Origin of the sequence: Rubrobacter tropicus (assembly GCF_011492945.1) — a bacterium.
GTDB lineage: Bacteria > Actinomycetota > Rubrobacteria > Rubrobacterales > Rubrobacteraceae > Rubrobacter_D > Rubrobacter_D tropicus.
This window is the reverse complement of the sequence record NZ_CP045119.1, coordinates 476,831-491,181: the sequence shown is the minus strand read 5'-3', so window position 1 is coordinate 491,181 and position 14,351 is coordinate 476,831. Positions and strand designations below refer to the sequence as shown.

General features: G+C 63.4%; 15 protein-coding genes. 2 read left to right on the top strand and 13 right to left on the bottom strand.

The window, feature by feature from the left end:
* Positions 1–283 precede the first annotated feature (283 nt).
* Positions 284–514 (top strand): DUF3892 domain-containing protein, encoded by a 231-nt coding sequence (locus tag GBA63_RS02275; protein ID WP_166173089.1) that lies wholly within the window; start codon positions 284–286, stop codon positions 512–514.
* 199 nt (positions 515–713) lie between these two features.
* Here the strand turns inward: GBA63_RS02275 and GBA63_RS02270 are convergent, their stop codons facing one another.
* From GBA63_RS02270 to GBA63_RS02235, 8 genes are all read right to left on the bottom strand, one after another.
* Positions 714–1,163, bottom strand: coding sequence for a hypothetical protein (locus tag GBA63_RS02270; RefSeq protein ID WP_166173087.1), 450 nt, complete (start codon positions 1,161–1,163; stop codon positions 714–716).
* Between the two features lie 103 nt (positions 1,164–1,266).
* Positions 1,267–1,575: a hypothetical protein gene (locus tag GBA63_RS02265; RefSeq protein WP_166173085.1), complete on the bottom strand. Its 309-nt coding sequence runs from the start codon at positions 1,573–1,575 to the stop codon at positions 1,267–1,269.
* Positions 1,572–2,369, bottom strand: a complete 798-nt coding sequence (locus GBA63_RS02260; protein WP_166173083.1) for a hypothetical protein — start codon at positions 2,367–2,369, stop codon at positions 1,572–1,574. Before GBA63_RS02260 ends, GBA63_RS02265 begins: the two co-directional genes overlap by 4 nt.
* A gap of 838 nt (positions 2,370–3,207) precedes the next feature.
* Positions 3,208–4,062, bottom strand: a complete 855-nt coding sequence (locus GBA63_RS02255) for an alpha/beta fold hydrolase (protein ID WP_166173081.1) — start codon at positions 4,060–4,062, stop codon at positions 3,208–3,210.
* A gap of 2 nt (positions 4,063–4,064) precedes the next feature.
* Positions 4,065–5,411, bottom strand: a complete 1,347-nt coding sequence (locus GBA63_RS02250) for an MFS transporter (protein WP_166173079.1) — start codon at positions 5,409–5,411, stop codon at positions 4,065–4,067.
* An 85-nt stretch (positions 5,412–5,496) separates the two neighbouring features.
* Entirely contained in the window at positions 5,497–6,384 is an 888-nt protein-coding gene (locus tag GBA63_RS02245; protein WP_166173077.1) for an SMP-30/gluconolactonase/LRE family protein, read from the bottom strand.
* Positions 6,385–6,402: 18 nt separating this feature from the next.
* Positions 6,403–7,629 carry an alpha-hydroxy acid oxidase gene (locus GBA63_RS02240; protein WP_166173075.1) on the bottom strand — a complete coding sequence of 409 codons (1,227 nt, stop codon included), beginning with the start codon at positions 7,627–7,629 and terminating at the stop codon, positions 6,403–6,405.
* On the bottom strand, positions 7,629–8,288 hold the full coding sequence (locus GBA63_RS02235) for an RraA family protein (RefSeq protein WP_228282437.1): 660 nt from the start codon (positions 8,286–8,288) through the stop codon (positions 7,629–7,631). The genes GBA63_RS02240 and GBA63_RS02235 overlap by 1 nt, the downstream gene beginning before the upstream one ends.
* 346 nt (positions 8,289–8,634) lie before the next feature.
* Between GBA63_RS02235 and GBA63_RS02230 the strand changes: the two genes are divergently transcribed.
* Positions 8,635–9,810: an amidohydrolase family protein gene (locus GBA63_RS02230; protein ID WP_166173071.1), complete on the top strand. Its 1,176-nt coding sequence runs from the start codon at positions 8,635–8,637 to the stop codon at positions 9,808–9,810.
* A 35-nt stretch (positions 9,811–9,845) separates the two neighbouring features.
* Here GBA63_RS02230 and GBA63_RS02225 read toward each other — a convergent pair whose 3' ends face one another.
* The 5 genes from GBA63_RS02225 to GBA63_RS02205 form a co-directional block, all read right to left on the bottom strand.
* Positions 9,846–10,550, bottom strand: a complete 705-nt coding sequence (locus tag GBA63_RS02225; protein ID WP_166173069.1) for a GntR family transcriptional regulator — start codon at positions 10,548–10,550, stop codon at positions 9,846–9,848.
* A 133-nt stretch (positions 10,551–10,683) separates the two neighbouring features.
* Positions 10,684–11,772, bottom strand: coding sequence for an amidohydrolase family protein (locus tag GBA63_RS02220; protein ID WP_166173067.1), 1,089 nt, complete (start codon positions 11,770–11,772; stop codon positions 10,684–10,686).
* Between the two features lie 57 nt (positions 11,773–11,829).
* On the bottom strand, positions 11,830–12,348 hold the full coding sequence (locus GBA63_RS02215) for a Rieske (2Fe-2S) protein (RefSeq protein WP_166173065.1): 519 nt from the start codon (positions 12,346–12,348) through the stop codon (positions 11,830–11,832).
* Positions 12,349–12,675: 327 nt separating this feature from the next.
* Positions 12,676–13,125, bottom strand: a complete 450-nt coding sequence (locus GBA63_RS02210; protein ID WP_166173063.1) for a hypothetical protein — start codon at positions 13,123–13,125, stop codon at positions 12,676–12,678.
* A gap of 350 nt (positions 13,126–13,475) precedes the next feature.
* Positions 13,476–14,105 (bottom strand): YIP1 family protein, encoded by a 630-nt coding sequence (locus GBA63_RS02205; RefSeq protein WP_166173061.1) that lies wholly within the window; start codon positions 14,103–14,105, stop codon positions 13,476–13,478.
* Between the last annotated feature and the right edge of the window lie 246 nt (positions 14,106–14,351).

Here is a 14,351-nt window from a genome sequence, read left to right as displayed (position 1 = left end):
ACGACCTCTGAGACCTTGCCATCCCGGGGACACTTCATTTCCACTTACGCTATCACTTATGTGTACCAATCCCTGGAGATTCGAAGGATCCAACGGTATCGTTGCCGAGCAAGAGGCGCAAACTAAGCCAAACAGAGTCCACGGAACCCTGGACTAATCGTCGACAAGACCTTTCTTCCCAACGATTATCGCTTGTCGGTGGAGTCCCTGGTGACCCTGTCCCGTGTGAATCTTCGGCGTTATAGTGGTCGTGAGACGACGGCACACGCGGAAGGGAGGCCGAATGGCCAAAAGGAAGGTCACCGACGCGAGACAAGACCGCGACGGCAACATCAGTCACGTCAAGCTCAAAGGCAACCAAAACTTCACTCCCGTGGAGAGGGCAATCGAGATGGCCAAGCGGGGCGGATTGGAGAACGCCCACGCGGTCAAAAAGAAGGACGGTGGCGAGTACCTTCGTACCAACCCCGACGGTAAGGCCGGTAATAACCTGGATGAGATGGCGCAGGACTAAACCCGCGCATAGAGTCGTGCCTCTGCTCTGCTTCCCGGCATTCCTCCGGACTGTGTCACCACCAAGGTGTGCGAGTGGCAGGTTCGCGATTACCCTGCGTGGTCGCCCAAGGCACCAGAAGCGCCGTCCTTAGTCCGACGTTCGCAACGTAGGCGTAGACCTGCCCACACACGAACTATGCACACGGAATAAAAAGCTTTCACTTGCGCTTGTTGGAGCCCTTGCTCCGTTCTATGTTCTGATTGACCTGTTCTTTGTTGGCTTCGAACAGAGGCTTGAGGTTCACGATAACCAAAACAGCTTCGACCAAGAACAAGAACACCGTTACCACTCCGGCAAGAACCTTCGCTGCTGTACCGAGAGCCGCGGGAAACTCGAAGACGTAATCTTTGCCGCCGTTCGCTCGCTCAACAAGAGCCTCCACCAACATGCCGACCGAGTCGGCCGTTGGTGGGATCACGAAAACAAGTAGCCTCAGTACTACCACCGCGGAGAAAGCGAATAGCGACACTATAAAGAAGGGTTGAAGGTCGTTGATAAGCTCCTGTTCGCTTTCCCCCGTTGGCGCATCCGAACGGAAAACCTTCAAAGGATTGAGTGCGGTGATCCATATTCCGAGGATACCGAACACGACGGCCGCGATGGTCACGAGGGCGTTGGTCGTGCTCTCGATAAAGGGAAGATCCGCGTTCCAAAAAGCCCCGACACCGAAAACGATGCTGGTGAATACTATGAGTCCTGCCGTCTTTCCCCTACTCGGTTTCAGCGTCCGGTGTCCTGGATTCTTTGGCTTGCCGTATCAATTGTTCTACCCGCTCACTCACCAATTCCCACCCCCTTCTCAGGTCCTCTTCGCTCCACCTGGATTGGGGGAGCGTGCCGCCCTGCACGTTCACCGTATCCCTGCACTTGGCGACGTCGAACTTGTGCTGACTGCCGTCGTTCTTGTACATGACGCCCGCCCAGGAGTTCTCCGTTCGCGGTTCGGACATCCAATCGTCTACGACCTGTTCGACCTCTTCCCTGCTTTGTGGGTGCCATTTCACCTTCAGCTGCATCACGGCGGGCTCTGGTTTGACTGCGTCTCTTCCTTCGGCTTGAACAGCGAGCTATCCAGCAGTTTGTTGACAACCCCCTCGCCCTTGTCCTCCTCGGCCAGGTACAGTGTCTCGGTGCGCATTATGAAACTTCTGATCTCTCGCCAGCTGTTCTTGATGCTGTTTATCTGGCCCGCGTTGCTCACTTCTTGAGAGACTTGCAGGCTGGGGAACACCCCATGAGCATATTCTCCCCGACGATTCTTGTACCTGTATACAGGTTTGCTCGTCCCCGTGGCCACATCGACCTTTTGGTACATCTCGTCCAGGTACTCGCTCTCGCTCCGCAGGTAGCCGAGGAAGTACTCACGGAAAGAATCGATGCTGGCGACCGCTCTCGCGGGCATGAGGGCCACGACTATGTTCTCGGCGGGCACCACCCAGAAGTAGCTGAGCCATCCGGGTATCGCCCCCGGCCTTAGCTCGTTGCTCAGGAACGTGGGGTTACCTAGAGACGCGTCGGGCGCCATGACCGTTCCGCCCTCTTCTTCACCGAGGCTCCTGCTGAACAACGACACTCCGAAATTTCCTCGCCCGTCTTCCGTCACGCCGACGCAATATATGTCCAACGGAACATCGTTCCTCTCTTCTGCCAACGTGCTGGTATGTGGCAGTGGCACACCTGCTAGCCTCTTCGGCTCGAGCCACCCGAGGAAATCCATGTACCATTCCTGTATGCTCCCGAAGTCGGCGTCCTGTCGTCCCCTGCGGTAGAAGCCGCACCTATCCAGTCGGTAGAGTTGAATGCGTAGTTTCATAGGTCTATTTTGCACAAACCTCAAACTCTGCGCATTCGCAGGATTCGAACCAGGACTGAGCGATTCGGACTTAGGCGCATTGGAGGCCCGGCCGCGACCGTCAATCTACCACTTACGCTACCACTTATGGGTGGGGGCCCACGGGGTTTATGAAGACTTGACGACGCTTGGATCAGGGCGAAGGGCCCGTAAACGGGGGCCAAACGGGACCCGGTGGGGTTCAGTGAGCCCCCGGAGCCGCTCGCTACGAATCAGGAGGTCGCAGGTTCGAGTCCTGCCGAGCGCGCCGCCGAATCCCCCACACCTACGCAGATTACGGGGGATTTCTTTCTGCTCCGGTTCGGCCCCGAAAGGGCTTTGACGGTTAATCGGTCCCGTCGGAGACCGATTTCGACGGGAAGAGGAGATCCGCCATTAACCGCGCCGTCTCACCGTCGCGTCAGCAAGGGAACGTGTCTTGGTCCCACCAGCAGATCGAGGTCCGCCGCTCTTGTTGTCGCTCTTGAGTGAAACAAGTGCCCGATTCGATGCCTCTTGTTTTACTCCTGGGCCGGATACTGAAACAAGCGTCCCAGCGCGGCACCATCCACCGTCCGGCGTTGACCCTGACTCGATATTCGAACCTACGGCGTGAGGTTTGCCCGGCCAGACCTTGGCAACCCTACTCCAGACGGCATGAATCGTTCTCCGCGCCAGACGCATCTGGCGCCACGCATGCGGCTGGTCCGTCTCGGAGACGGGCGTTCGCGGATCCTACCCTCGCCGAATGGGAGAACCGGTGTCGCCGCTGTGGCGACGATCGGGAACACTGTTGGCGTTTCCCTCGAGCCCGGCCACGTTAGAGGGGCCGTGTTTTCAGTCCTCGCAAGAAAGTGAGGACGAGCGGGTCAAAGAGGTCGGGGCGTTCGAAGGGCGCCATGTGCGGGGCACCGGGCATGGTATGGAGGGTGGCGCCTGGGATGGCTTCGGCGATGGTTCGGGCGACCTCGGGCGGGGTGCTCGTGTCGACGCTGCCGGCAGCCACGAGGGAGGGGACGGAGATCTCGCGCAGCCTGGGGAGCGCGTCGAAGACGGAGATGGCGCGCCAGGTCGCTGCCCAGCCGGCGACGTTGTCCGAAAGGAGGCGTTGTCGGCACCGTTCGACCAACTCGGAGCCCAAGAAGCCGGGCGTGAACCAGCGTTCGAGCGTGGGCCGGACGACGGCCTGCATCCCGCAGTCTTCGGCGGCGGCTCCCCGGGCGGCGAGGGCTTCTCGTACCGAGGGGGCGAAGGTGCATGCGGTGCCCGACAGCACGAGAGAACGGACGTCGTCCGGGTGGTCGATGGCGAGGACCTGGGCGACCATGCCGCCCAACAGGAGACCGACGACGTGCGCCGGGCCCAGGCGCGTGGCGCCGAGCAGGGCGTGTACGTCGGCGGCGAGGTCCTCTATGCGCCAGGGTCCGGGCGGCACGGGCGAACCCCCGTGGCCTCGCAGGTCGACGCGCAGGACGCGGAAGTGCGGGCGTAGCCGCTCCGCCAGTGGGCCGCACCAGGTGAGATCCAGGCCGACGGGATGGAGGAGAAGAACGGTCTCGCCCTCTCCTTCCACCTCGTGGCGCAGGGAGACGCTCTTCGGGGCGTCTCTCGCGGACGGAGCGAACCCGTCCCGAGGCTTCGCCCCCGGAGCGGTTGCCTGCGGCTCCGCCGCCACAACTAACTCTTCGACACCTTCGTCAAGTCCAGTCGATACGTTTCCCGACTTAGATACGCGGCCACGAAGCTTGCCGCGCAGCAAGCGGCCATAAACAGAGAGACGTACAGGGTGTTCGGGGGTCCGCCCGCGGCACCGAGCAGGATGACTGCAATGGCAGGTGCGAATCCGCCGCCGAGGGCCCCGGCCACCTGGTAGCCGACGGACGCACCCGTGTACCGGGTGGTGGTTGCGAACAGTTCCGAGAGAAATGCGGCCAACGGGCCGTACATCACGGAATGGGTTCCGTACGTGATGCTCAACCCCAGGAACAGGAGTACTGTCGAGCCGGTATTGTACGCAGAGAAAACCACGAACGACATGACGGCCAGCAGCGCGGCCCCGGTCATGAACACAGGTCGTCGGCCCAAATAGTCAGACGCGGCGGCGGACAGAATCCCGCCGATTACCGAGACCGTGGCGGCAACCACCAGGGCACCGGTCGCGGTCGTGCTGTCGAAGCCGACCTGGGCGGCGTAGCTGAGGCCGAAGGTAATGAACACGGCGCTCGCCGCGAACGGCCCGATCACGAGCATAATGGCTATCAGGACGCTGCGCCACTGGTGGCGCAGCAGCTCCACGATGGGCACCCCGGCTTCGTCCGCCCGGTCTTCGCCGCGGCGTTGCGCCTCCTGGAAGATTGGGCTCTCCTCGACCTTGAGCCGTATGTACAGCCCGAGCGCGACCAGAGGAAACGCGAGGAGGAAAGGGACCCTCCAGCCCCAGGACATGAACGCCCCCTCGGGCATCCTCGTAAACAGGGAGAAGACCAGCGTTGACAGCACTATTCCGCTGCCCACGCCTACCTGGGCCACGCTGCTCCACAACCCGCGCCGGCGGGTTGGGGCATGTTCCAGGGCCATCAGGGCGGCGCCGCCCCACTCGCCGCCGGCCGAGATGCCCTGCACGATCCGTATGGACACCAGCAGTACCGGCGCCCAGACACCGATTTGGGCGTAAGTCGGCAACAGGCCGACCAGCGTGGTCGCCACCCCCATGATCACGATGCTCGCCACCAGCATCCTCTTCCGGCCAAAGCGGTCACCGAAGTGTCCCCACACGATCCCTCCTATCGGACGCGCGAGGAAGCCCGCGCCGAGCGTGGCGAAGGAGGCGAGCGTGCCGGCCAGAGGGCTGAACTCGGGGAAGAACAAGACGTTGAAGACGAGGGCGGCGGCCGCGCCGTAGAGGTAGAAGTCGTACCACTCGATGACCGTGCCGATGTATGTCGAGATCACCACGCGCCGCCTGGAACCGGTCTCCTGACCGGTTCCGGAACTCGCGGTCGCGGGATCGTAGGATGTGCTCATCTCGCTTCCTACTCCTTTCGGTGAAGCGGTTGCCTACCGTTTCTTCTGTTCTGCTCACCTGTGTCGGCGGCTACCCGCATCGGGGTCACGACCGGAACGGGTGGAGGGGTAGCCCGGCGGTCGGCCAGTCCTCGATGCTGAGCACCTGGCCGAGCGACGAGGCGGCTATGATCAGCTTGCGATCCGGGGTCAACGCGACGTTCGTGTACTTGCTGCCGGGACCCGGCTCCAGGACGTCCACCAACGTACCGGAGGGGTCCCAGATCTGTATGTCGCCGGGCGTGTCGTCGTCATCGGAGATGGCGCCTATGAGCAGGTTCCCCTCGACGTCGAACGCGAACCCGTCGGGGTGTCCGTACTCCATCTGTACGACGGTCTGGGGATCGACGGGTTTGCCCTCGTCTAGCGAGAAGCGGATAATTCGGGAATCCCACGTCGAGGCCAGGTAGAGCGCGTCGTCGGGGCCGAACCCGATGCCGTTCGGGAACCAGGGCACGGATACGAGCAACTCGGCCTCTCCGGAGGCGGGATCGACCCGCCAGATGCGGCCGTCCGCGGCGCGCGGGGCCCTCGTTGGATCTGTCACGTAGAGGTAGCCGTCTGGTCCGAAGCAGAGGTCGTTCGGCGCGATGGGGTCCCTGTTCACCCACTCGAAGGTGCCGTCGGGGCGCACGGCCTGGACGCCGCCGATGGAGTCCGGGCCCCACCACGGGCCCTCGGGGCTCCACCGGCCGCCGTTCTGGGCGACGTAGAGCGTCCCGTCCTCGGCGAGGGCGGCGCCGTTCGCGCCGCCCCCGAGGTCGGCGAGGACCTCAGCACCAGAACCGGTTATCCGGTAGACGCGGCCCTGGTCGATGGAGGTGACGAAGATCTCTCCGTCCTCGGTTATGACGGGCCCCTCGGCGAATCCGACTCCCTCCGCCAGCTTCTCGATGTTCGTCGGGAGCGTCGGTTTCTCGCTTGCAAAGCTCATGGTCGATCCTTTCTGTCGCTAGACGGTCTGGTCCCGGAAAGCAGACGTGTTCTGACTCTGCGCCGCGGCCGATGCCCTCGGCACGATCCACGACCGATCGAGCTCGGCAACGCTGCCCACGCCCATAAGCGCGAGCGTCGTGTCGATCTCCTCCCTGAGGATGTCGAGTACGTGCGCGACACCGTCCTCGCCGTTGACGGCGAGCCCGTAGAGGTACGGACGACCGATCAGGACCGCGTCAGCCCCGAGCGCGAGCGCCTTGACGACGTCGCTTCCCCTCCGAACCCCCCCGTCCATCAGGACTTCGGCGCGATCGCCGACGGCGTCGGCGATGTCCGGCAGCACGTCGAGGGTCGCCGGTGTGAAGTCGAGTTGCCTGCCGCCGTGGTTGGAGACGACCACGCCGTCGAGGCCGAGGTCCACCGCCCGCGTCGCATCCTCCGGGTCAAGAACGCCCTTGATGTAGAGATTTCCCTTCCACTTGTCGCGCATCCACGCGAGGTCGTCCCAATCGAGGGTGGACTGCATGAGCTCGCGGGACTGGATCTCGATAGACTCGATAGCACCGGTCACGCCACCGGTCGTCGCAAGGCTCCTGCCTCCGATCCTTTGATGCAGCAGCACGTCCAGAGCCCACTTCGGGTGCCTCGCCACGTTCAGGAGCCGCCTCGGCGTCAGGACGGGCGGTATGCCCATGCCGTGCTTTCGCTCCCCCTCCCGATTCCCCCTCACCGGTACGTCCACGGTCACGAACATCGTCTTCTGTCCGGCGTTCCACGCCCGCCGCATGAGGCTCGCCGCGAGTTCTCCCGACTGCGGATAGAGCTGGAAGAAGTGGTCCACACCGGACTCTCGGGCTATCTCCTCTATGGACCACGAGGAAACGGTGCTGACCGCGTACCGCGTGCCATGACGCTCGGCGGCCTTGAGAGCCGCGATGTCACCCCGCCAGTACGACAGCCCGGCGAACCCCGTCGGACCGAGGATGATAGGGAGGTCCAGCGTTACCCCGGCGGCTTTCACCGAAAGGTCGCGCGCGGCGTGGCCGGCGAGGACCCTCGTTCTGAACGACCAGCGACCGAATGCTTCCCGGTTGTCGCTGATGGTCACGTGGTCGTCCGCGCCGCCGTCTACGTAACTCCAGACCATCTTCGGGAGCCTGCGTTTCGCCTCCCTTCTGTAGTCGTCCAGGCTCAACAGCTTCTCCGGCGCGACCAGCCTGTAATCGAAGCCGAACGGCCCCACTACTCCTCCCTTCCGCGTTCTTGGTAGGCCCGCGTGTGCTCCTCGTAGGCATCCAGGTAGGCGGTCTCTATCTCCCCTACGGCGTCTGAATCGAGCTCCTCGTCGGGGGGATAGTCGTCGATCGACGCGACAGGCTCCGAGGGTCTGAGTGCGTCCGCTACGTCTCGGGCATGACGCCTGGGGACCACGGCCACCCCGTCATCGTCCCCGACTATCACGTCGCCGGGTTCGACGATGACCCCCCCGCAACAGACGGGAACGTTGACCTCCCCCATCTCTCGCTTCGACGGCGAGAACGCGCTTACCGCCCTCCCGTAGACGGGGAACCCGATGGCCCGCAACTCCGCCACGTCTCTCCAGGCTCCGTCGATCACGACCCCGGCGAGCCCCCTCCGGATAGCCCTCACGAGCGCGAGCACGCCCGCCCCGCACCCCCCGACGTATCCTCGCCAATCAACGACCAGCACGCTCCCCGATCTCGCCTGCTGGAGCGCGGCGTATATCGCCCAGTTGTCCCCGGGCGGAACCTTCACCGTCAACGCCTCTCCGATTAGCTTCCCGGCCGGTTCGTAGAGCGACCTCATGCCATGGTCCATCGTGTACAGCTGCCCGACGGCGTCGCTCACGTCCGTGGCGCCAATACCCGCGAAACGAACCATCACATCCCCGGGCAGCATCTCCGGAAGACCGAACGTCCTCGGCGGGATGACCGCCCGGTGCCCCAGAGGCCGATGGCGAGGCACGCCGGGCGCCACGCCCCCCCCATATCCACTATCCGCCGAATCAGAGAACCGCTGGCTCACGTTTTCCGTCTCCTGTACCCGCCGCCACCACAAGACCCCTTCACCCTGTATAACATAACATGTTATTTATGAAGATTCAAAGCGCCTTGCTGCCGGATTAGTTTCGGCCCACCCAGAACATTGATGGCACTCTATAACATGTTATAATCTTCAGGGGAATTCGATTGTAAGGCTGGACCTCTAACGAGGAGGAGATTCGCTTATGGCTCAGCCCGTATTGACGGAGAGTTCGAGGGAGGCGGAGGAGAGGATCGCCGTCGTGGACACGGACGTCCACCCCACCCTGGCCCCCACCGATCCGGAGATCTCGGATCGCCTCTCGCCGCGCTGGCGAAAGTACGTGCGGGAATTCGGTTTCCGGGACACCTCGACGGAGCGGACCATCCCGCCGCAGCGCAAGTTCACGCACCGGGTGGACGCGCTCGATCCGAGCGGTCGTCCGGCGTACATCCCGAGCTTCACGCGGGGGCAGCTCCTCGACGAGTACGACATGAGCGGTGCGATCCTCAACGACACGACCGCGATACAGCTACTCAAGGGAAACGGGAACTTCCCGGCCCAACTCGCGCTGGAGCTGTGCCGGGCGTACAACGACGCCCACGCCGAAGTCTGGATGGACGACGACCCGCGTTTCTATTCCTCGCTGAACATACCCATCGAGGACCCGGGGGCGGCGGTAAAGGAGATCTCGCGCTGCAAGGAGGGTCCGTATGGCGATCGCTACGTACAGGTGATGACCGAGCCGCGCTCCGATCACCTCATCGGCAACCCGAGGTACTGGCCCGTCTTCGAGGCGTGCGAGCACTACGATGTCCCGTTCTCGTTCCACACCTCCCCGGGGCGCAGGATGACCGCGTCCGGGGGCATCAGCTACTACTTCGAGTGGCACTGCGGCATCGCCCTAAGGAACTTCTCGTTCACGCCGAGCCTCATCTTCGAAGGCGTGTTCGAGCGGTTCCCGAACCTCAAGGTCGCGCTCATCGAGCAGGGCTGGGCGTGGGCGGTTCCTTTCGCCTGGCGCATGGACGCTTCGTACGAGGCCATGAAGAGGGAGGTCGCGCACCTCGAGCGCAAGCCCTCCGAGTACCTGCGGGATCACTTCTGGTTCGGCACACAGCCGATGGTCGAGCCCGAGAGCAAGAAGGAAGTCAGTAACGTCGTCGGGATGTTCGAGGACTTCTTCGGCAAGGAGAAGCTGATGTTCTCCTCCGACTACCCACATTGGGACTTCGACTCGCCGTACGAGGCAATCTCGACCTCGATCTCCGAGGAATCACGCCGCAAGATCCTCGGCGAGAACGCCAGCAACCTGTACAAGATCCCACTTCTCGAAAACAGGGGCATCCTCACGAAGAACCCGGCGACGATAGCCGGTTAGCGAAGTTAGTAAAACGAAGGCCGGAGAGGGCTGTACTAGGCCTCTCCGGCCTCTTCCTTCTCCGCCATGTAGTCCGCGATCCTGTACAAGAGACCCACGTGGTCGACGAGGGCCTTCTCGTACTCTTCGAGGTCCCTGTCCCTCAGCGCCTGGATGATCCTCTCGTGCTCCTCGACGATCTGGGAGTTCTTGACGACGTCCTTTGTGTACGCCGTGGCGGCCCGGTACGGTCCCATGAGACGCCGGATGCGGAGCATCTCCCTGGCGAGAAGGTTCTGATCTGATAGCTGCCACAGTTCGTAGTGGAACGCGAGGTCCAACTCGACCACATCGAACACGGACTCCGGGTCGGCGCCTAGATCCTCGATCCGGGCGTTGATCTCCTCTATGCGGCGCATCTCTTGGTCATCCGGCCAGCGCGTGTGCTGAGCCAGACGCGCCTCCAGCGCGCTTCTCAGCCAGCACAGCTGCAGGAACTCGTGGCTCGTCAACTTCACGACGTAGTGCCCGGAGTTCCTCCGGTGTTCGAGCAAGCCCTCCGCCACGAGGGTCTTGAAAGCCTCCCTGACGGGCACTCGGGTCGCGCCGATCGTGTGCGCGAGCTGATCCTGCCTCAGATGCTCGCCCGGAAGTATCTCCCCCCGGGTCATCATGCCCCTGAGCTTACGCTCGACGCGCTCTACCTTGTTGCCGTAGCCGTCGGCGATGTCGGTCTCTAGAGGCGAAGGAAAGGATCTCATACCTGGACATTATAATATGTTTGTCCGTATGCTGTGACATCCTTCGCGTCGGGCAACGGCCCCGCCGACACGATGGTCAACGGGGCCCGATTCTCTTACCTTTATGTAGCCCGAAACGAGGCTAGAGACGCGATCACAGCCGATACAGGTCGCGGGCGGTATCGGCCATCACCTTCCGGCGCATGGACTCTGGCAGGAGCTCCAAGAATGCTCCGACGTCGTCGTTGTGCATGTGCGGGTAGTCCGTCGCGAACATGAGGATGTCCTCGGTGCCGATCCATTTGATGATCTTCGCCATCTCCTGCGGCGGACCGGCGTCTATGGGCGCGATAGAGAAACGGAAGTGGTCCCTGATTATGTCCATCGGTGGTCGATCCACCCAGGGGATCTCACGCCTGAGTCCTTTCCACTCGGCGTTCATGCGCCAGCCCCAGCCCGGTACCCACGTGAACCCGCCTTCCAGCACCGCGACCCTCATGTCCGGGAACTGCTGGAAGACGCCCTCGGCGATGAGGCTAGTGATCTGCGCCCCGTAACTCTGGGTCTCGGCGGCGTACTCCTCCGCGTACCAAGACGGGAACCCTCCGGTCGAAGGCTCTCCCTCCGGCGTACCGCCCCAGTGGAGGCCCATTACCAGGTCACGCCGGGTCATCGCCTCGTAGATCGGGAAGAAGACCCTCTGTCCGTACAGCCGCTCGGAGCGGACGGGCATCAGAACCTGCACGATGCGGGGATGATCCCCGACGCGCTCTATCTCCTTCACCGCGGCCGCGGGATCCCTCGCCGGAACGACCATCGAAGCCACGAGCCTGGGATCTTTGTCGAGCCACTCGGCGACAACCCAGTCGTTCACCGACCGGGCCAGGGCCGCGGCCCAGTCAGGGTGCCGCAGCGAGTCCACCGCGTAATAGCAGTTGAGCACCGCCCGCTCTACATCCCACGGCTCGAGGATGTGTTCCCTGAGCATCGCGACGTCGGAGGCCGGTACGCTACCCTCCGACCTCCATTCCGGCCTCGCCGTCGTCGGCGCGCCCGCCGGGTAGGCAATGTCCACCCCCGTCGGACCGCCCCAGCCCCGATCCCTGGCGAACTGCGCCCATACTTCTTCCTGATACGGGAACAATGCCTCCAGCGAAGGCACGTTCGCGTGCACGTCGCAGTCTATTATCGGGCCCGACCAGAGCTCCCGTCGGGACTTACCTTCCAGTAACGGCGTAGTCATCTATCCTCCGCTTCCCCGCTTCTTGCACTACCTCGACCCGGCTGGCCTTGCGCCAGGCTACGACGCGCCCCTTTCCCTGCCGGCCGTCGACTTGGGCATCGCTACGACGAGGTACTCGCCCTCTTCCTTTACCTGGAGGACCTCGGCCTTGTACGGTCCCGGCTCCAGTTCGTCGGGGTTCTCGGGAACAGCCTCTTGGCGTTCCCGGGACGCCTCCCCCACCGACGTCTCGACGGTGTACCGGCGAGCCTTGAGACGCGGGTTGAAATACGACTGTCCGGTCTTTACGTCGAACTCCCATCCGTGCCACGGACAGGTTATGAGCCTCTTCGAGCCGTCGAACCGCACATCGCCCGGCTTCGACGAGTAAACGAGCCCAAGAACCTCGCCCTCGCATAGCGGCCCGCCCAGATGAGGACAACGGTTCCTCAGCGCAAAGTACTCACCTCGCACGTTGAAAATACCAATCTCCCTCCCCGCCACGCTGAAGATCCTGTGCTCCCCCTCTGGCACGTCCCCAACCCGCGCTACGATGTGGCGTTCTACCTCTCTCGCCGTCTTCTTACGGGCCTCCATATACTCACCTCCACCTTGCCCCGTATCGGATACAGGGCGAAGCTACTCTAACAATCCATATAACATAACATAATATTGCTCTCCGGTTGTGCAGCCCCTAGCAAATTCTTGCCGAGCCCTCATAATCGGCTCTTCATCCTAAGGTCCAGGTGAGCGAATGCTAGGAGCTTACTCGGCCGACGACTGTACCGTCTCTCGGAGATTACCGTGTTGGAGACGGCACCGTTACGGTTTGGTCCCGCGCCCGTAACCCGGTCCGGTGCAGTTCTCGTCAACGCGTTCATCTGGCCTTCTTTCCGTCACCGAGGGGCCTGGTCGGCTGAAGGCTTATGCCGTTCTGAGCTTCAGCGAACCCAGCCTCACCCCGGCGCGGACCGTCAGCATCGGCCCCGTGCCGGACCCGGTCCAGAAGGCGCCCTCCCTCTTCTCGAACCCGTCGCCCACGTCGACGCTGCCGAGGGTCGTCTCGGCCACGATCTTGGCCGCGGTGGAGGCGGGGACCTCGATATCCACACCGCTCAGGCCGGCCTCGACGGCGACGTTGGCGTTTCGCGAGAGCTTGCCGCCGAAATCGAGCTCGTAGCCGGCTGCCCCCCCGGAGAGCCGCATCTCGGAGAAGTTGGCGTTCGCGAGGTTCTTCAGCTCGATGCCCGCCGCCCCGCTCGACACCTCGAACGTCTCCATGGGCGCGGGGTTGGGGGCCGAAAAATCCAGCTCGAACCTGCCGGCCCCCTGCCTGACCGTCAGGCTGCTTATGGGCACGCCCCCGAGATCCATCTCGAACTCGCTCGCCCCCGTCTCTATGGTCAGGGCGAAGGGGCGTCCCCCGCCGATCCTGATCTCGTAGAGGGGGACGCCCCCAAAGACCGCCGGCAGGCGCTCGAAGGAAGGCTCGGACTCGGTGATCCTGACCGTTCCACCTTCCTCGACTATTCTGGGGGGGCGATTGCCGGTCGGGTCGTGGCAGACGCCGGAGATCCAACCGTCCCCTCACCGGGTTCCGCCTTCAGGCGGCAGGCCCCAGGGAGATCCGGAGGTGCAGGTCTCCCGCTTGGGGTATTCGACGCTGATCGGTGTGTCCCGCATGGGATGCTCCTTTCGTGCCCGCATTCGTGCCGGGGGGCCGCCTACGTAAGCCGGCCCAGGATAAAGGCGCCCGCGACCAGGATCACGAGCAGGAGTATGAGCGCGATCACCGCGACCGGCAACAGCACCACGAGCGCGGCCTTGCCGGTGGTCGTGGCGTGCATCTCGCGGATGCCGACGACGGCCAGGTAAAGCCCGTAGAGGGCGAGGAGCCCGCCCACGAAGGGGATCCAGTTGACCAGACTCGTGACCGAGACGTAGGAGGCGACGCGGAAGGTCGCCTCGAACCCCGAGTTGCCGCCCCCAACGAAGAGCACCACCAGAAGGTGCGCGATGCCGGCCAGAACGAATAGGCCTATGGTGCCCCCGATGGGCGACAGGATGACGTCGGCGACAAAGCTCCCGAAGCCGTAGCCCGCCCCCTCGAACCTCACGCCGCCGGCGGCCTCGCTCCGCCAGGCGAGCCTGACGAGGCCGCCGAGGATCGTGGAGATCTCGATGCAGATCAGGGCGAAGAGCAGCGGGGCCAGGTAGTTGCCGCGCCTGGGGATCGCCGAGAAGAACAGCGCCGGCGCCGTCACCACCCGCCGGACCACTTCGATGAAGCCGTTGACCGGGGCAGAGAGGTTGTAGTCGCCCCCCGAAGAACCCGGTGTCGTCCCTGCGCTCATGTTCGCTCTCCTTTCGAGTCTCGCCGGCCCACAACCCGACTCTAAGCGCCGAATCCTTCGTCCACGACGTTCAAATTGATCAAGCAACTGGGCAACGCTTGCCGGTTTGCGAACCACGGACGCGGATCTCTGGAGCCGGGGCAAGCATTCCGGGAGTACCGGGTCCACGAAGAGGCCGGTCGCTAAAGCGGATCGCGGTGGCATCGAGCCACCGCGATCCGCGCGGTCAGCCATCAGCCCGGCTGC